Below are 19,480 nucleotides of genomic sequence, written 5' to 3'. Positions count from 1 at the left end.
TCCGGCATCGCCAACCTCCACAACATCATCCTCACCGGCTGACCACCAGCCCGGCCCCGGGCAACGCCTTCGCCCAGTTACGAGACGTCCCTTAGTGTGGTCCGGACAACACCCGCCGGCACCTGCGTACCTCAGGCGCGGGACAGCGGCGCTGCCCCGCGCGGAGCCGTCGCCGGTAGCGCGGGTGACGGGGGTCGACATGGGTACCGGCGCCGAGCGGAAGCTCGTCAAGGCCGTACGACAGGCGCTGTCGCAGGGGCCGATGCCGCAGGAGGATCTGCTCGCCGCGCTGCGGCAGGCCGGTGTACGCACCGACAGCACCGATCTCTACATCGCCTGCACGACGCACGGTCTCGCCGACCTGCGGGGCCACATCTGGGAGCCACGCGGTTGGGCCGCCCCGGCGGCCGAGACCGGGACGGCGTCTCCGCATCCGAGCCCGCCCACCCCACCTGGCACCCGGCGCGCAGCCGCCGAGATCCGTCGGCTCGCCTCCTCCATCGGTGTCCCGATGGACGAGCCGACCCCGCCGGTCGGGCCGGTCCCCGCCGCCTGGCCACGGATCGCTGACGAGGCGACCCGGGCGCTGCACGAGGAACTCCGGGCCGTCACCGACCGGCGCACCCTCCAGGACGTACCCGTCAGCGGGGGCTTCGTGGTCGCGGAGACCGCCTCCCGGAAGCTCATGCGGTTCGAGGCCGAAGGGGATCTCGGGGTGTCCGAGGGCGCCCAGGCGACGCTCGTCGTCGACGGCACGCCGATCGACGTGGAGGTGGTGTCGGTCTTCGGCAACGTGGTGACCCTGTCGGTGCCGCCGGGGGCGACCGTGCCGGCGGATGCCGTGCTGCGCTGCGACCTCTCCTGGCTGCTCTCCTCCCAGAGCAAACGGCTCCGCGAGCTGGCCAACGGCGGGCCGGGCTTCAACGCCGAGGCCGCCGCCGCCCTGCTGAGCGCCGGCCGCGCCGCCGCGCCCGACGACCTGCCGGCCGTCACGACCGAACACCTCAACCACGGGCAGCGGTACGCCGTCCAGATCGCCCTCACCCCGGGTGTCACCTGGCTCTGGGGTCCGCCGGGGACGGGAAAGACGACCACCATCGGTACGCTCGTGGCGGAGCTGTGCGTACGCGGGCTGCGTGTCCTGCTCACCGCCCCTACCAACGCCGCCGTCGACATCGCGGTCAAGGCCGTCCTCAAGGAGATTCCCGAGCTGGCCGGCGGCGGGCTGGTGCGGCTCGGCCAGCCCTCCGACACCGACCTCGTCGGACGGGCCGGCGGGCACGTCCTGATCGACGAGATCGCCGCCAAGCGTGGTGCCGTCCTCGCCCAGAGGCGGGTCCAGGAGGGGCAGGAGATTCGCGATCTGCGGCTGCGGCTCAAGGCCCTGCAACGGCGGCACGCGAACCTCACCGACGCCGACCAGGAGGAGCGGCTGACCCTGGAGCGGGGCCTGGCCGAGGCGACCGCTCTTGTCCGGGAACTCGATGAGGCACTGCACCAGGTCCGCCGGCAGGTGTGCCGCGAGGCCGAGGTGGTGGCGGCCACCTCGCATCAGGTGGTGTTGCGGACGCTCCGCGAACTCACCTTCGACGTGGTGATCCTCGACGAGGCGAGCATGACCACGACGGCGCTGGCGATGCTGGTGGCGGGCGCGGGCAGCGGCCACACGATAGTCGCGGGCGACTTCCGGCAGCTGCCGCCGGTCGTCGTCGCCGACACCCCGTCCGCGCAGGAGTGGCTGCTGAAGAGTCCCTTCGAGAAGGCCGCCGTGGACCTCGCGGTGGAGGGACAGGCCGCGCCCGGCCGGCTCGCGGCACTCACCCAGCAGTACCGCATGCGTGGTCGCATCAACGGTGTGGTGAGCGAGGCGTTCTACCCCGAGAGCCCGCTCGTCACCGGGCCGACGGTCTCCACCAGGCCACGAAACAGCAGGGCTGACTGGGCCGACGGCGAACTCGTCCTGCTGGACACCTCACGGCTGGGGGCCCGGACCGCCCGCAAGCAGGGCATGTCCTCCCGGTACAACCTGATGCACGCGCAGCTAATCGCCGGGCTCGTCGCCGGCTCGGACGGCGACGTGGCCAGCCTCGGTGTCATCTCGCCCTTCGCCGCGCAGGCCGGTCTGCTGGCGTCACTGCTCCCGGAGGCCGGGAGGGATGGCTGGGCTGCCTCGACGGTGCACCGGTTCCAGGGCGGGGAGCGGGACATCGTCGTCTATGACACCGTGGACACCGGCCGCGGCGTACGCCCGCTGCACCGCTGGTTCACCGAGGGCGAGTCCGGCGGCACGGGCGCCCGGCTGCTCAACGTGGCGGCCAGTCGCGCCCGCGACCACCTCGTGGTCGTCGCCGCCATGGACCAACTGCACCGGCAACGTACCGCCAGGGATGCGGTGTGGCGGTTCTTCGCACGGCTGGTCGATCGGGGGCGGATCCGCACGGCGGACGAGGTACTCATGCACTCCCCGGTCACCCGACGGGTGACCCACGACCTCATCGAGCTGTTGAGCGCCGATCTGGCGGGTGCCACCTCCGCCGACATGTGGCTGCCCCGGGCGCCACTGGTGGGCCTGAAGCCTCTGCTGCCGTCGCTGAAACTGATCGCCGAACAGGACGTCGACACCGAGCCGGTGACGGTCTGGGTGGAGCCGGACCCGGACGGCTACCTGTCCGCGGAGGCGGTGGAGGCCAGGCGCGGGGGCGTGAACATCCGCCCGTGCACGCCGATCCTGGAATCCAGCGCTGTCATCGACGACGTGGTCTGGACCTCGACGGGTTCGCTGCTCGGTTTCGATCCCGGCGTCGTGCTCCGCACGCGGCACGCGGCATTCGCCGACGCGGTGCGACGGGCGCAGCGGCGGCGGCCCGGCAACGCGCCCGGCAGCGGACAGCTCGGCGACGACTGCGGTCGCTGTGCCCGCATGCTGGTCCGTTTCGAGGTGGGCCGGCGCGGGCTACCGACCGTCGGGTACGGCTGTATGCGCTGCGACAGCCCGTCCGGTCGACGCTCTCGCCCAGGCACTCGTGGCGCGTTCGACCTGGCTGGCCTGGACCAGCACCGGTAGCCGCCGACAGGACCTCTCGAGGCCGGGTACAACGGTCTGAAGTGGACGTACGGCTGAAGTGGCCTGCTGCTTCCATCGATAGCTTGGTCGGTATGGCATACCGGAACTACACGGCCGATGGCAGCTACTGGACGGTTCGGAAGCAGGGATCCGTCTACTGGGTCGCTCGCATGCGCCGCGTCAACGGCTCCTACGAGTGGTTGGACACCTGGGGCGGCTACGAGCGTGCCGGAGCCGCCGCCGGCGCGGCCGCACAACTCGCCTACAACCAGGCCCGGGAAGATGTGCTCAAGGAACTGGTCGGCACCCTGCACACGGCGCTGGACCGAGCAGGCCTGGGTGCGTTGCCAACGCCCGCCCCGGTGAAGCCCCCCGCGCGGTCGGAGCTTCCGGCGGCCGTCGACCTCGAAGATCCTGAGGACTGACGGCGCGTAGGCGGGGCGTATGCGGCTGGTGGAGGCGGGACGCGAGGCTGAGGTGCGCCCGGACCTCGTGCCCGGCGCACTCGCCCGTGATGGTGTCGTCCTGATCCGGCAGGGGTCGATCGCCGAGGTCAAGACTCTGCTCGACCGCTGGGCCGTCCCCGTCGACCATCCGCATCAGGTGGCCGACGGGCTGACCGTCATCGAGCCTCGGTTACGTACCGACGAGGACGACAACAAGGCCGGCTTCACCGCTCTGGCCCTGTCGCCGCACACCGATCGCAGTCTGCACGCACAGCCCCCCAGCGTGCTCGCCACCCTCATGCTGACTCCGGCGAGGGCCCGGGGAGGCGCCACACTGGTCGACGGCGTGCGGGTGCTGTCCCTCGTCCGCCAACACGCCGGGGATACCGAGATCGCCGGTCTGCGGCTGAGGACGGCAACCGGTCGACCAGGCCCGGCGGTTGTCGAGATCGGTGCCGGCCACGCCCGCATCCGCTATCGCGACGACCGGATCGCCGGTCCGTACAGCACCGATGGGCGTACGGACCTCGTGGTCGCGATCCGTAGCCTGATCGCTGAGACGGCCCAAACTCTGCACCTGGGTGCGGGCGACGGCTACCTCGTACACAATCACCGCTTCCTGCACGGGCGCACAGCCTTCACCGGCGATCGGAGCCTGGTGCGGTTCCTGGCGAGAGTCAACAGCGACCATCCGTACGCCTGGTTGAACCGGGGGTTTTCGATTGCGAGTTCCTAGACCTCGCGCTGCAGTGGCCTCACCGCAAAGCCGTGCGCGACTCATCGCCGCGCTGTCGAAGGTGCCGCCACCGTCCGACGCGGCCTTCCCGCGTGCAATCCGGGCGGTCGTCGAGGCGTACCCCGACCCCGAGCCGCTGCTGCGCGCCGTTCTCGACGATCACGCCATTCGCAGCCGGTCCCGGTTCGCGGCGCTCTACGCTCTCCTGCTGCGGTTACGACGCGAGGAGCGCCACGCCGAGTACGCCTCAGTCGTCCGAGACTACGAGGACGAGTTTGGGGCAGAGCCCTACTTCCACACCTTCCGTGCGATCGTGGCCCGCGCCAAGGGCGACCTCGCCTCACTTCGCAGCTCGGTCGAATACTCCCGTCAGGCTGTCGCCTCCATGCCTGACGTGGCGGCGGTGATCCATCAGCTGGCGGCGTTCTGGGTCGAATACCTCGAACGCCTGGAGGATCCAGGCCCGGCACGTGATCTGGACGCGGTGGAGCGGCACATCGACCGGGCGATAACCCTCACCCAGGGGCGTGCCGCCCACTATTACGAGACGAAAGGCCGGGTGCTGGCGCTGCGCGGGGAGTTCGAGGCGGCCAGGGCCGCCGTCGCGCAGGCAATCGAACTTGAGCCGCGCGACTCGCGGGACCACCTGCGTCGGCTGACCCAGTACCAGTCGAGCCGAATCCGGATCGATCTGATGCAGGAGCGCGCCCGGTGGGCCCAGGCCCACGCCCGCTTCCGCACCGAGTTGACCGAGTTCAAGGGCCAGCAACTGCAACTTCTGGGCCTGCTGGCGGCCGTGGTGGCCTTCATCGCCACGGCCACCAACATCGCCAGCCAGAGCACAGGCGTCGAGGGCCTCCGTCTCATGCTCGTGGCGTCCGGGGCGATCGCTGTCGTTTTCGGTACGTTCTCTCTCGTCAACAACAGCCGCGTTCGCCGGGTGATCGCAGCGGTCGTCATCGGGTGCGCCATGATCGGGGCCGGTATGTTCGTGCCAGCCTCGTGGATGTCATGAGAGTTGGACCAGCCATGAAGGTAGGAGAGGCGATTACCTCCGCCGGCGGTATGCGGGCGAACGAGGACCGCGTCGGCCACCGCGGCACCCTCGCCTGGGTCATCGACGGCGCCACCGACCTGTACGACGACAAGGCGCTACCCGCTGACAGCGACGTGCAGTGGCTTGTCGACAGCATCGGTGAACGATTGACCCAAGCAGGCGCCGACGACTACCGAGGTTCCGCCGCTGAGCTGCTGACGTTAACTGCCGCGGAGGTTGCGCGCGAGCAGGCAGCACTGTCGTTCCCACCAAACAGGGTGCCGCCCGCCTGCTCGATAGCGGTCTGCGTCGACCAGGGCACCCGCTACGACCTCGCCCGCATCGGCGACGCCACCGCCGTTGTCGACGGCGTTCGGCCGGTGGTCCTGTCGACTGATTACTTCGACCAACGCGAAGCTGCGGCGGTGGCGACAAATGAGGGCGAGGCGAACCGCGTTGTCGCGGCGATGCATCAGCGCCGGCTGCACACGATGACCTCCGGTGACGTCGAATCGGTCTTCTCCGGTCACCCGCTTCGCCAGCTCCGTCCGCACACCGCCTGCGGCGAGTGGACGCACACCGACTGCATACTGCTGTGCACCGACGGCTTCGCCCGACTGGTCACCGACTACAGGCTCTACCGCTCGTGGACCCAGGTGATCACCGATGCGCGCGATCGAGGGCTGCACTACCTGGAGAAGCTGATCCGGGATGCAGAAAGCCAACCCGGCAGTGGCGGGGGCCGATTCAAACGGGCCGACGACATCGCCGCTCTCCTGCTGACCCCGAACTGACGCCGCACCAATGGAAGGACCGCCCGCATGACCGAGCGACCGCCGTACCTCGTCGAGCGGAACCCGGGGTACTTCGAGTACCAGCTACCGATCTCGGTCAAGCTCGTCATCGATCACCACGGCCGGGTGCCGCTGCTGCGGAACGAACGTGACGAATGGGAGCTTCCGGGCGGCAAGCTCGAAGTGGGCGAGACACCCGAGGATGGCGTCTGCCGAGAAGTCGCCGAAGAGCTCGGGCTGACCATCACGGAGGTCGACATCATCGACTCCTGGGTCTACGAGATCACCCCGGTCCGGCACGTTTTCATCGTGAGCTTCGGCGCCACCTACGTCGGCGACGAGGAGCTTGTCTATTCTGCGGAGCACAAGGAACTCGGCGTGTTCACGTACGACGAGGTGCCTCACCTGCACATGCCCGAGCCCTACAAGCGGACCATCCAGCGCTGGCGTGAGCGCCGGCCGACCGGCCTCGGTGTCCCTACTTCACGCGATCCTGCCTGGCCCGGGCACGCCTAGCGTCATGATGCCGACAACACCTGTCGCTCATCTCCGGCGCAGAATTTCCTGCCACTTGTTCCGGCTGGCGTAGTCGGCGTGGCGGTGGCGTTGGGGTCGTACCCCGGAGATGAGCCACGACGCGACCGCCGCTGCTCTGACCCGCACTGCCATCGTCAAGTGTAGATATCCTGACAGTCTTCATCTCTGCGTGACGTGATGATGACGCAATGTCTAAATGCCGTGCGCGGTGCAAGGACAACACTCTGTGCAAGAAGCGAGTGAAAGCGCCGGGAACGCGTTGCTACCGCCATGTCGGGATGCCGGAGGCCGGACCGCGGCATCTGAAGGAGCGAAGACCACCTCGACGATCGAGGCCGCCAGGTCGTCGGGCCATTCGCGGGAGTGATTCGCGAGGCGGAGGCGGACGGGGTACAGCAGCACGGGAGCGCCGACGCCAAGAGCGCGTCGAGAAGGCCGCCGAGTATTGCGTCGCGGTTTTCAACGACGAGTGGACCAGCGTCGTGTCCGAGCGCGCCGCCGAGTACGTGACCGAGGAAACCTGGAAGCAGTTGTTCAGCCGCCGGCGGCGGAGGCGGTGCAAGCTTCTGGCGGAGATGGCAGCGGCAATCCTGACCGGCAAGAAACTGCTGCACGATGTGGTCGGCGCGATCGCGGCCTGGTTCGTTTCACTCCTCGGTGGTGACCGGATCGTGCAGGCCTTCGCTCGCCAACTCGCGACGAACATTCCGCTGCCCCCGGACACCAAGATGGTGGCGGCCGCGCGAGGCCTGCAGGTGACTGGGGTGCTGCTGTGCATCGTGAACGGGGATGACCTGACGAGGTGTCAGTGCTTCATCGATCTCGCGCTCGAGGAAACGAAGACCCAGGTGAAGAAGATCCTTCTCGCCGCAATGGAGGACTGGAGTGCTCTGGCGCACTTCCCGGCCAAACCCACAGCGGTGTAGCAAGGCACTTTCGGAAGCGCCAGTAGTAGCTGACGTGCGCATGGTCGAGCCACCGGTGTTGGGCCGGAAGTCGCCGGCTGGTCGGGCCGCGCTGTCAGCCGACGACGTCTTGGAAATCAGCCTCTATGCGCCGACGCAGTTTCACAGGGCGGCGGTTGATAAACCTGGTCAGTAGCGCTGCCGCCTCCCGCCCCAGCCCCCGGAACGCCTCCCCGGCTCCGTTAACGCTATCGCCTCCCGGCGGCTGCCACGATCCAACTGGCGTCGGATCGTGGCAGCGCGATGCACCGCCTCGAGCGCGTTGGCGGGCACCTCGCCGTGCCCCTCGCACAGGAGATTCTTTGCGATCCCGCCTTCCGTGCCGCGTTCGGGGCCCGCTTCGCCCAAGCCGAGGCGCTCCTGACGGTCAATACGAGCAACGTGACCAATGCCCTGTCCGGCGGTGTCGGCGGGTCAGTCGTGCGGGCGCCGACGTCCACGGCGGCATCTCCTTCGGCGGTAGGCGCTCCTGGGCCCGCGCTAACCGCTAGACCGTAAGGGGCTCATCTGCTTCCTCGGACAGATGCGCTTGCTCGTAGAACCACTGCAGGTGCTCCACGAGGGCGGCAACGGCGGTGCTGTCGGCGAGGACGGTCAGTGGGAGTCCAGGGCGCAGGGTGAGTTTCGCAGCGGCGATGCTCACGCCGGGGATCTGGTTGAGTCGTTGCCGGAACTGTTCGCGTAACGCGACGTCGTCGAACGGCCAGCGACTGGAGAGGTGTTGGAAGACCACCTCGGCTTTCCCGCTCGGGTAGAGCGTCAGGGGCCAGATGTCGCCATCGCGGTGGCCGCGCTCCCGAGCCATGAGGAAGCAGGACGTCTCCGCCCCGCCGCCGTAGAGGAGCGTGCCGCCCATCTCGGTCCATCGGTCGAGCAGTGTCAGCGTGGCTCCGGCGACGACCGGGCCCTGCAGTACCCCGAGCTGCTCGGTGAAGCGTTCGGCGAGGGACTGCCCGTCACCGGGTCGAGGTTGGGGCAGCCGCCGTGGCAACTCGTCGGGGGCCAGCCCGGTCAGTTGTGCCAACTCGTCGAGGTCGATGCGCTGGGTTTGGTCGGCCCGGCCGTGCTGGTCGAACTCGACCCCTTCGGCTTGCAGCACCGCGACCGGGTCGTCCGTGCGTCCGTCGGGCCACCGGAAACCACCGGCCTTCGTTCCCTCGGCCTGCAACACCCGATGGGCGTTGGTTACTGGGACGGCGCGCAGCCGGTTGCCGACCGGCTGGGGTGCGGTGCCGATCAACGCGGCGAGGTCCCCGTAGGTCGTCCAGGATCCGGCCGGCATCGCGGAGAGCGCCGTTTCCATGAGGTCCCAGCGCACCTCGGACTGATCGACCGTTGGCCCGGTCGGGCCCGGCCAAAGATTGATTATGCGCTCGGCAAGGGCGTCGGCGCGGGCGTGGATCTGCGGCCGTCCCCAGCGTTCGCAGGCGACGATGTCCCGCGTGAGGCGTACGCCACTCTTTGCGAGATCGACCCGCTTGACGGCGAACGGGCTGTTGCCCAACTCGACGTTGTAGCCAGTCAGCGTGAGGTTGCCCAGTGTGTGCTTCAGGGCGTCGTGCACCTCGACGACGTTCTCGTGCGGTTCGAGGTCCGCAGCGAGCATGCGCTGCCACTCCGGGCCCATGCTCTGCGGCAGGACGTGCTCGATGGTCAGCTTCGCTGGCGAGACCGGCTCTTTGCTGTCGTACGACTCTTCCAACCAGCGCAGCACCAGCGAACGCTGCGACGCCCGCCCGTTGGTGTAGAACGGCAGTGACCGGACCGCGTGGCGTACGTCGGAATCCGTCGCGTAATACTTGCGGCCGGCCGACAGGTAGGCGTGTACCGCCTCGTCGACCGGCAGGTCCTTGTCCATCTCGGTGACGATGGACAGCAGATTGCGGTTGATGTTCGCCGTGGCGCGGCCGATCAGTAGCCGCCGGACGAGGAAGCTCTCTACGTACCGCATCGCGGATGCGACCTGTGCGCTGGTCGCGGTGCCCAGGCTGCGCCGGTCCAGCAAATGCAGCAGGAGCGGGTAGACGGTGGTGGTACCCCAGGCGTGCAACCTTTCCAGCCGGAAACGTACGTCGGAGTCCTGCTCCTTCTCCGGGTGCAGGATGATCTCCAACAGCGTGCCGAGGCGGCCGAATCGGCGCACCTCGGCCTCGATGTCGTCCTCCGTGCCGAGCCGGTCGAGCCGCGCCTGCTGCCGCGCGTACGTGTCGCCTTGCGTGATTCGGGGGTCGCGTTGCACCAGGTCCAGCCAGAACAGGGTTTCCAACTCCACCGAGTTGAATCGCTTCTGCAACGGCAGCCAGTGCGCGTCATAGACGGTCTTGCTGCGGTTCGGCAGACGCATGAACAGGTAGTTGCGCAGCAAGTCGGCCTGGGTCAGCTTGAGGCCGGTGTTGTTCAGCGACTCGAAGATCCGGTAGACGTTGTCGTCGGGGTGCGCGATCACCGAGACCAACGCCAACCCGAAGAGCACCGCGTCTTCCAGGTGTTTCACCCGCGCTGCGACCGTCGGTTCCGCCAGCCGGCCCCGGAAGAACTCGTACGCGGCGCCGACCTCGCCCCCACCGGCCTGCGCCGAGGAGTCCACACAGGCTAGATATGCATCGAGGTCGGCCTGGGTAGGAACGAGCTTCAACCGACGCTCGGGCACCCACTGGTTGATCAGGTACTGGCCGGTGAGTCGGTCGCGGTGCGTGTCGTCTTCATTGACCACCCGGTGATCCCGGATGGCACAGAGCAAGATGGACAGGGTCGTCAACCGCTGTTGACCATCGACCACCAGGAACACGCCGACACCGGCGGGACCGTTGTTGGGACTGGGCGCCAGCACCAGTGAACCGATGAAGTGGGTCGTCTTTGGGTTCTCGGCCCGGTCGTCGGCGAGCCGGACAATGTCGTCCCACAGGCGCTCCAGTTGATGACCCTGCCAGGAGTAGGTGCGCTGGTAGAGGGGCACCTGGTACTGCTTCGTGCCTTCGAGTAGGCCTTGCAGGGTGGTCTCTTGCGCTGCAACCATCGGGAAGCCGTCACCTCATCCGTTCCGGAGCTGTTCCGGCACGCGATCATAAGACGGATCACAAAGAGTCGTACACCCTTTCACTGCTCACCGAGAGAGTGGTATGGGGCGCCTGATTGCAAAGTAAGTCGTGGTCGGTCGCGTTCGGCGCTCGATCCGCCGCGTCTTTGTCGCGAATCCGACTCGCCCCGCCCAGGGGCTGTTGGGCAGGTCAACCCCGGTAAGGGGTGAAGTAGCATGCGGCGGTGATCCGCTCATGAGGCCGACCATTGCCGCCGACACTTTGCGTCGGACCCTCACCCAGTACCTGACCACCACCTTCGGTTTGACCGAGGACGGCGTACGCCATGGTTTGGAAGGCTTCCTCTCCCACCCGGAGCAGGGAATCTTCCGCGGCCCGTACCTGCGGATCCGCACCCCCTTCCGCCCGGCGGAGGGCGACTGGCGGGCGCACCTCGACTGGGCGCCGGCCGATTTCACCCCTTACCTGCATCAGGCGAATGCGTTCGCCCGGTTGTCGACGAAGGGCAAGGCGGCCGAGCCGACCCTGATCACCACCGGCACCGGCTCGGGTAAGACGGAGTCGTTCCTGATCCCGGTGCTCGACCACTGCCGGCGACAGAAGCAGCAGGGCAGAGCCGGCGTCAAGGCGATCCTGCTCTACCCGATGAACGCCCTCGCGACGGACCAGACACAACGCATCAACGAGCTACTTACCGACCCGGCGCTCAGCCAGGTCACCGCCGGTCTCTACATCGGTGACGTCGCGGCCATCGAGTACCCGCACGTGTTCACCAAGCGGTCGGAGATGCGCCGCACGCCGCCGGACATCCTGATCACCAACTACAAGATGCTGGACCTGCTGCTCCAGCGCGCCGACGACCTGCCGCTCTGGGAGGGTGCCGAGCCGGCGTACGTGGTGCTGGACGAGTTCCACACCTACGACGGCGCGCAGGGCACCGACGTGGCGATGTTGCTGCGCCGGCTCGCCGCCGCCCTCGATCTCGACGAGCCGGAGCGCCCGCTCGGGCCGATCTGTCCCGTGGCCACCTCCGCGACGCTCGGTGAGGGTGGCGGCCGGGACGGTCGAACCGCGATCCGCGAGGTCGCCGAGCAGGTTTTCGGCGTCGCCTTCGACGCCGGCTCGCTGGTGGGCGAGGACCGGTACGAGGCCGGCGAGTTCATCGCCAGCCAGGACTTCAGCTTGCCGCTGCCCAGCCCGGAGCAGCTCGCGGCCGTCGACGACCGCGACCCCGAGCGGATGATGGCCGAAGTCGCCGAGCTGGTCGTCGGCGAGCGTTGCCTCGATGCCCCGACCCGACTCGGTGAACTGCTCCGCCAGCATCCGCTGACGAAGGCAGTGCTCGACTCGCTCCAGGCGCGGCCGTGCACCCTTGACGAGATCATTGATGTGCTGCCCCGCAAGAACGCGACCGGTTGGGGCAGCGTGATGAAGACGCCGCCGGAGATCACGGCGAAGGCTCTCGCCCGGTTCGTCGGCCTGCTCTCCGTCGCGCAGAACCCGGAAGCTCCCGGCCGCCCGCTGCTCAACATCGAAACCCACCTCTGGGTACGCGCCGTCTCCCGCCTGCTGCGCGGCACCTCGCACCAGGCATCCTTCGGCTGGTACGGCGAGGCGCCGCGCGAGCTGGACCCGTACGCCGCCGATGGCGACGTGGTCGTGGCCGACAATCGTTACCCACGGTTGCCGGCCATCTACTGTCGGCACTGCGGTCGTTCCGGCTGGATGGCGCTGTCGCCGGAGAAGGACCCGCAGGAACTGGAGACCGACCCGGACAAGATCTACCGAGCCAGCGTCGGCCGGGACAAGCGCCGGGTCCGCGCGCTGATCGCCGCGACCGACGACGAGGTGCGCCAGCGCTCCCGCGGTTTGCTGGTCCTGGAGTACGGCCGTCGGGTGCGCCCCTTCGACGAGCAGCGAGACCGCAAGCCCACCGACGACGCCATCGTCGTGCTGGGCGACGTGCTCGACATCGACGGCGCCGAGAAGGACCGCTGTCCGTCCTGCGAGTTGGACCACGGTATCCGCTTCCTCGGCGCCGGCCTGGCCACCCTCGCCTCGGTGGCGATCACGCAGCTCTTCACCGGCGGGGAGTTGGACGAGGCCGAGAAGAAGACGCTGCTGTTCAACGACTCGGTGCAGGACGCCGCGCACCGCGCCGGTTTCGTCGCCAACCGGTCCTACTCATTCTCCCTGCGCTCTCTGCTCGCCGGTCGACTCAAGGCCGGGGAGTCGATCGGGCTCGACGACCTCTTCGTCAGGATGATCGAAGAGGCGGCCAAGCCGGAGATCCTCTGCACGGTCGTGCCACCGGACCTGCACGATCAGCCCGGTGTCGACAGCCTGCTCGCCGGCGAGCACAGCGGCAGCCGGGAAACATGGGAGCTGATCAGCGAGCGACTCGTCTTCGCCACCGTGATGGAGACCGGGCTGCGTTCCCGCCAAGGCCGCACCCTGGAGTTGACCCGTAGTGTCGCCGTCGAGGTGGCCCTCGACGATCCGGCGCGTGCCGCCGCGATCTGCCGGGACGTCCACCTCACCGGCCCCGGTCACCTCGCCGGCACACCCCCGGACGACGCCCGCTACCTCGCCTTCCTCCGCGGCCTGTTGGAGCGGCTGCGGACCCGGGGCGCGGTGTTCCATGAGTGGCTGGTGCCGTACCTGAAGCGCGGTGGCACCCGGTGGCAGATCTGGGGTGGCCGGCCCGCCGGAATGCCCGCGTTCCCGAAGGGGCTGTCCGCGCCCGCGTTCCTGCTCGCGACGCCGAAGTCCCGTTCGGAGTTCGACGTGATCACCGCGCGGGGCAACTGGTACCAGGACTGGACGTCGCGCTGCCTCGGCCTCGACGCCGGCGACACCGCCGGCTTCCTGAGCCGGCTGCTGCCGGCCCTCGCCGCCGCCGACGTGGTCGCCGTCGGCGACACCGAGGACGGCAACACGGTGTACGGGTTGATGCCCGGCCACCTGCGGGTGACCCGGCTCGACGACGCGTCCGCCGTGACGGCCGGGGTCGGCTGCGACACCTGCCACTGGCAGCAGACCGAGCATCCCGACCGGGTTGCCGACTGGGTCGGGCAGCCGTGCCGGCAGTACCGGTGCAGGGGCCAGCTCCAGGCGGCTCACGACGACACTGCTCCCGACGACTACTACCGGCGGCTCTACCTGGACAGCCCGGTGTTCCGGGTCGTCACCGGTGAACACACCGGCATGCTGACCCGCGCCCAACGGGAGACGGTGGAGAAGCAGTTCCGCGACGGCGAGCGCTACACCGACCCGAACGTGCTCTCCTGCACGCCCACCCTGGAGATGGGCATCGACATCGGCGCCCTCTCCGCGGTGGTGCTCGCGTCACTCCCGCACGGCCCGGCCAACTACGTCCAACGGGCGGGCCGCGCCGGCCGCAAGAGCGGCAACGCGCTGGTGCTGACCCTGGTCGGGCGGACGGAGCGGGATCGCTACTACCTGGCCGACCCACGCGACATGATCGCCGGCCAGATCGTTCCGCCCGGCTGCTTCCTCTCCGCCGTGGAGATCCTGCGCCGCCAGTACCTCGCCCACCTGATCGACCTGGCCGCCCGCGGCCGCCTCGCCGGAGTGCTGCCGATGCCACGGCGGGCACACGTGCTGTTCGGGCCGACCGGCTGGCTGACCGGCCTCGCCGAGGCTGGTCGCCGCGACAGCGGACGGCTGGTGGAGGACTTCCTGGCGTTGTTCGGGAACAAGGTCCTGCGCGCCGCCGCCGATCAACTGCGGGAGTTCGCGGCGGACGGCATTGTCCACCGCGTCAAGGAGGCCGACGAGGTCTGGGAATCCCGGTTGGCCGACCTGCGTCGTCGAATGCAGGAACTCGCCACCGCCCGGGGCACGCTGGTGCCGAGCGACCCGGACCACGCCCGCGAGATCAAGATGTTGAAGGCGGAGGAGGGTGCGGTCCGCCGCCGACTGCGGGAGGTCAGCGCGGCTGCCGCACACGGCACCCTGGTCGAGTTCGGTCTGTTGCCGAACTACGCGCTCATCGACACCCGGACCGACCTGGAAGCCACCCTGACCTGGGAGGACAAGACCGACGGCGACCGCCGGTTCCACAGTGAACTCCGCGAGTACGCGCGCCCCGCCCGCCAGGCGCTGGTCGAGATCGCCCCTGGCAACAGCTACTACGTGCGGGGCTACAAGCATGAGATCTCGGGGCTAGACGTCGGCCCCGCGGACCGGCCGGCGTACGAGCAGTGGCGGGTCTGTGCCCAGTGTGGCTACGTCCGCACACACCTCGCCAAGGAGGACACCAGCGCCTGCCCGCGTTGCGCGGACCCGGGCATCGCCGACCACGGGCGACTGTTTCAAGTTCTCCAACCGACCCGGGTACTCAGCCGCGACAAGCGCGACGACGCCCGCATCCGCGACGACAGCGACGACCGGGACCGGCGCTTCTACGCCACCACCGTCGCTGTCGATGTCGACCCTGCGAAGGTCGATTCATCCTGGCGGCACGCCCACGACACCTTCGGCGTGGACTACAGCCGGCACGCGATGATCCGTCACTTCAACCTGGGCGCACAGCGCTACGACCGGGCAGCTGAACTCTTCGCGGGCGAAGAGGTGCGGATCAACCGGTTCCACGCCTGTACCTCCTGCGGCGGGACCACGGTTGACGGCGCCCCCGCGGTGAGCCAACAACTCGCCGCGCAGGCCGCCGGTTCGACTGTCGTGCAGGGTGCCGAGCACCATCGGCCCTGGTGCCCGTACCGGCGCTCGCCCGCCGCTGCGGACGCCCACGTCGATCTGATCCTCGCGCACGAGCTGGAAACCGAGGCGCTACGCATCCTGATCCCGGCTGCGACGGCTGTGGTGCAGGAACGTATCGCGTCGTTCGCTGCCGCGATCCGCCTCGGCATCGCCGCGCAGTACGGCGGGGACCCGGCACACCTTCAGGCGGTGTCGGCCACCATGCCGGACGGGCAGAGCGACGGGACGCGCAACTTCGTGGTCGTCTACGACACTCAGCCGCAAGGCACCGGCTACCTGCACCGCCTTGCCAAGCCCGAGGAGTTCCGCGCGGTCCTGGAACTCGCGCGGCAGCGGATCGCCGACTGCGTCTGCCGGCACGAAGGCAGGGCGGTGTGTCACCGCTGCCTCCTGCGCCACGCACGCAACGAGCACTTCGCCCTGATGAGCCGCGACGAGGCGTTGGGGATGCTGGACAAGCTCCTCGACACCTGGGACGTGCAGGAGGGCACCCGCACGGACGAGATCTCGCTGATCCACCAGGTGGAGAGCGAGCTGGAAATGCGTTTCCTCACCAAGCTCCTGGCGCTCGGCGAGACACCCAACTCCGGTCTGCGGATCGATCGGCGGACCGACCATGACGGCGCCCGCATCGCCGACCTGCGATTCGTCCGCGACAACGGTCAGAGCTTCACCCACTGGCAGATGAAGCTGCAGAACACCGTTCGCGGCACCCGCCCCGACGTCCACTTCAAACGCCTCGACGCCCCGTCGCCAGAGGTGGCCGTCTACCTCGACGGCTTCAAATACCACGCCTCGTCCCAGTACAACCGGCTCTCTGACGACGCGGAGAAGCGGGCCCGGTTGCGCGCGCACGGCTACCTGGTCTTCGCCGCCACCTGGGACGACGTCAAGACCTGGGGAAACACCGAAAGGCAGGGGCGGTGGACGCCGTACGGCGGGGTCAGCAAGCAGGCCGCTCGGGAGAGGTACCGGCAGTTCCTCCCCGGCGCCGATCCGGATGAGCTTGAGGAAACCATCTGGGTCAACCCGATCGAGCAGCTGATGCGCTTCCTCGCCGACCCCGACCTCACCCGATGGCAGCGGCGGGCGGAAGCCACCCTCGCCGGCCTTCTCAAACAGGCCCGGGACAACACCGCCACCGACTCCAGCGGTGTATCGGAGCGCCTGTTGGCCGCGTTGCGCGGCGAACCGCTGCCCGGGCCGAACGCCCGCCACATCATGATCGCCCGCGGCCGTGACACCGCCGACTGCCCGGTGACCCTCGTGGTGGACGGGCGCAGCAAGCCGCTGCCGACATGGTCGGCGTTGACCGTCCTCGACGACCTGCCGGCCGCCGTCGCGAGTGCGGGCCACAAGGACCGATGGGCTGCGTGGCTCGCCTGGGGCAACGTCATCCAGTTCCTCGGCAACGGTGGCGGCGACGCGGGTCAGCTCGCCGTGTCGACCCTTGACACCTTCGAGCCGGCCTCGATGGCCGTCACCGAGGGCACCGGGATCGTGCTCGCTCAACGCGCACTGCCGCTCGACGAGGAGACAGCGACGTGGCTTGGCGTCGTAGCCCAGCCGGTGGCCGTCGAGCCGGGGACGCTCGACACGGAGTCGCCGTGGCGCGATGTTCTGCGCTACCTGGACCCGGACGAGAAGACGCTCGACCAGCTCGTCCAACAGCTCGCGCGACAGGACCTGCCGGCCCCGGTCGTGGGCTACGAGCTGGGTGACCAGGGCTGGCAGGCGGAGCTGGCCTGGCCTGACCGGCGCATCGCCATCGTGCTGACCGGATCGTCCGACGACCCGGAGACCGAAGACCGCGATCGGGCGTACGCCGAGGCGGGCTGGCACGCCCGCACCGCGGGTGAATGGTCGGTTGACGAGTTGGCGGCAGAGATCAAGGCGACGAGCGGGGGAGAACGTCGATGAGCACCGGAGCAAGCTTGCGGATGCTGGACCGGGCCGACAAGGAGGTCATGAAGCTCACCCGCGCCGACATCGGCGCGGTCTACGAGTTCATGCACAAGTTCCGGCACAATCCGGAGAACCCCGGGCTCAACCTGAAGGCGCTCAACAGCGAATCCCGGCTGATGTCCGCCCGCGCCAACAAGGACTACCGGGCGCTGCTGCTGCACATCTCCGCGCGCGACTACCTCCTCGTCGCGGTCAAGCACCGCGGCGAGGTGTACGACGACCTCAGCCGGTACGCCTACCGCATCAATCGAATCACCGGCGGCATCGAGGTCGTCGACATGGCACCGGTCGGTGACAGCATCATCGGCCGGGTCGTGCCGCCGGAGATGGAGCCCGAGCCCGCGCAGAAGCCGCTCTTCGACACCTACACCGACACGCAACTGCTGGACCTCGGTGTCTCCGAGCCGCTGCTGCCGCAGATCCGCGAGTTGACCACCGAGGCGCAGCTCCTGGAACTACTCGACCGAGCACCGCAGCTCACCACCGACGTGCTCTTCGCCCTCTTCGACGGCACCCCCTACGACGAGGTGCTTCAGCAGGTCACCGAACCGGTCCGGGCCGATGAGCCGGTTGACCCTGAGGACTTCGAGGCGGCCGTCGAGCGCCCCGCCACCCAGGTGACTTCCGACGACGAGGCGTTGCAGGCGATGCTGGGCGAGGCCTTCGAGCGGTGGCAGATCTTCCTGCACCCCACCCAGCGGAAGCTGGTCGAGCGCCGCTACAGCGGCCCCGCTCGGGTCGGTGGCGGCCCGGGAACCGGAAAGACCATCGTCGCCCTGCACCGGGTCGCGCACCTCGCGCGGCAGCTGCCGCCCGGGGTCGACAAGCCGATCCTGCTCACCACCTTCAACCGCAACCTCGCCGCCGACCTGCGGACCCGCCTGATGGCCCTGGGCGGGCAGGAGTTGGTGTCACGCGTCGACATCGTCAACATCGACCGGCTGGCCAGCCGGGTGGTGGCCGAAGCCAAGGCGGGCGGTAGTCGCCGCGTGGTGGACGACAATCGCGTCCTTGAGCTGTGGGATGAGTTCCTGGTAGAGACCGGCGAGTCCGGTTGGGAGGCGGAGTTCCTGGCCGCCGAGTGGACCCAGGTGATTCTCGGTCAGGTGCTCAACTCGCGGACCGACTACTTCAAAGCCCGCCGCCCCAACCGTGGCCGCAGCCTCACCCGGGCCGAGCGGGACCAGATCTGGCAGCTGACCGAGCGCTTCGCGACCTGGCTGGAGAATCGTGGCGTCTGGACCTGGCGGCAGGTGGCGCAACGGGCCGCCCGACTGGAAATGGACCGCACCGCCCAGAACACCGGCGTAGCGGGTGAGTCGTCCGGCGGGTTCTACCGGCCGCGCTACCGGCACGTCGTGGTCGACGAGGCGCAGGACCTCAGCGCCGCGCACTGGAAGATGCTGCGTGCCATGGTCGCGCCAGGTCCGGACGACATGTTCCTCACCGGTGACACCCACCAACGCATCTACGACAACCACGTCACGTTGGGCAGCCTCGGAGTCAACATCCGCGGCCGGTCGTCCCGGCTCACGCTGAGCTACCGCACCACCCGGCAGATCCTCGCCGATGCCCTGCAGATCATGACCGGGGAGGTGTATGACGACCTCGACGGCGGTGAGGAGGACCTGGCCGGCTACCGGTCGTTGCTGCGTGGCGGCCGCCCGGTCTTCCGCGGCGCCGCTACATGGGCGCAGGAGCGGGACCTCATCGTCGAGCAGTTGCGTGACTGGGGCAACGCGTCAGATGGCTCGATTGCCATCTGCGTACCGACGAAGGACCTTGCTGCGGAGGTCATCACCCGACTGGAAGCTGACGGGCTGGCGGTGGTCGAGATCGGGCCGGATGGCCCGAAGCGCCCGGACGGCGTGCACATCGGCACGATGCACCGGTTCAAGGGCCTCGAGTACCAGCGAATGATCATCGCCGGGGTCAGTGACGGTCTCGTGCCTCGGCAGATGATCAGCAGGTACCGGGACGCGGACCCGAAGCGCTACCAGCGCGAACGCCAGCGCGACCGGTCACTGCTGTTCGTCGCCGCCACCCGCGCGCGTGACGAGCTTGCGGTGTTCTGGCACGGCACGCCCAGCCCGTTCCTGACCGGGCGGCTTGTGCAGCGACAGCTAGCCTGAGACCGGCTCCTGCTCAGGCGAGTC

General features: G+C 68.8%; 10 protein-coding genes. 9 read left to right on the top strand and 1 reads right to left on the bottom strand.

Annotated elements, in window-relative coordinates; genetic code table 11:
* The first annotated feature begins 199 nt into the window (after positions 1-199).
* The 7 genes from ACFYPH_RS29740 (at position 200) to ACFYPH_RS29710 (ending at position 7,539) form a co-directional block, all read left to right on the top strand.
* A complete protein-coding gene (locus ACFYPH_RS29740; RefSeq protein ID WP_387186393.1) occupies positions 200-3,064 on the top strand; it encodes a DEAD/DEAH box helicase in 2,865 nt (954 codons plus the stop codon).
* 92 nt (positions 3,065-3,156) lie between these two features.
* Positions 3,157-3,489 (top strand): hypothetical protein, encoded by a 333-nt coding sequence (locus ACFYPH_RS29735; protein ID WP_355250282.1) that lies wholly within the window; start codon positions 3,157-3,159, stop codon positions 3,487-3,489.
* 19 nt (positions 3,490-3,508) lie between these two features.
* The gene (locus ACFYPH_RS29730; RefSeq protein WP_387186391.1) at positions 3,509-4,246 is read left to right on the top strand and encodes a hypothetical protein; all 738 of its coding nucleotides are present in this window, start codon (positions 3,509-3,511) and stop codon (positions 4,244-4,246) included.
* A 13-nt stretch (positions 4,247-4,259) separates the two neighbouring features.
* The gene (locus ACFYPH_RS29725) at positions 4,260-5,261 is read left to right on the top strand and encodes a hypothetical protein (protein WP_387186389.1); all 1,002 of its coding nucleotides are present in this window, start codon (positions 4,260-4,262) and stop codon (positions 5,259-5,261) included.
* Entirely contained in the window at positions 5,210-6,076 is an 867-nt protein-coding gene (locus ACFYPH_RS29720) for a protein phosphatase 2C domain-containing protein (protein ID WP_387186387.1), read from the top strand. The genes ACFYPH_RS29725 and ACFYPH_RS29720 overlap by 52 nt, the downstream gene beginning before the upstream one ends.
* A gap of 27 nt (positions 6,077-6,103) precedes the next feature.
* Positions 6,104-6,592 (top strand): NUDIX domain-containing protein, encoded by a 489-nt coding sequence (locus tag ACFYPH_RS29715; RefSeq protein ID WP_387186385.1) that lies wholly within the window; start codon positions 6,104-6,106, stop codon positions 6,590-6,592.
* A gap of 503 nt (positions 6,593-7,095) precedes the next feature.
* Positions 7,096-7,539 carry a hypothetical protein gene (locus ACFYPH_RS29710; RefSeq protein ID WP_387186383.1) on the top strand — a complete coding sequence of 148 codons (444 nt, stop codon included), beginning with the start codon at positions 7,096-7,098 and terminating at the stop codon, positions 7,537-7,539.
* A 526-nt stretch (positions 7,540-8,065) separates the two neighbouring features.
* Here the strand turns inward: ACFYPH_RS29710 and ACFYPH_RS29705 are convergent.
* Positions 8,066-10,594 carry a DUF262 domain-containing protein gene (locus ACFYPH_RS29705; protein WP_387186382.1) on the bottom strand — a complete coding sequence of 843 codons (2,529 nt, stop codon included), beginning with the start codon at positions 10,592-10,594 and terminating at the stop codon, positions 8,066-8,068.
* A gap of 256 nt (positions 10,595-10,850) precedes the next feature.
* Between ACFYPH_RS29705 and ACFYPH_RS29700 the strand changes: the two genes are divergently transcribed.
* Entirely contained in the window at positions 10,851-17,279 is a 6,429-nt protein-coding gene (locus ACFYPH_RS29700; RefSeq protein ID WP_387186380.1) for a DEAD/DEAH box helicase, read from the top strand.
* Complete coding sequence (locus tag ACFYPH_RS29695) at positions 17,276-19,456, top strand: UvrD-helicase domain-containing protein (protein WP_387186378.1); 2,181 nt, start codon at positions 17,276-17,278, stop codon at positions 19,454-19,456. Before ACFYPH_RS29700 ends, ACFYPH_RS29695 begins: the two co-directional genes overlap by 4 nt.
* The last annotated feature ends 24 nt before the right edge of the window (positions 19,457-19,480 follow it).

The organism is Micromonospora sp. NPDC005252 (assembly GCF_042872475.1).
Classification (GTDB): Bacteria; Actinomycetota; Actinomycetes; order Mycobacteriales; family Micromonosporaceae; genus Micromonospora.
The sequence above is the reverse complement of the archived record's forward strand: the minus strand, read 5'-3'. Positions and strand labels throughout refer to the sequence as shown.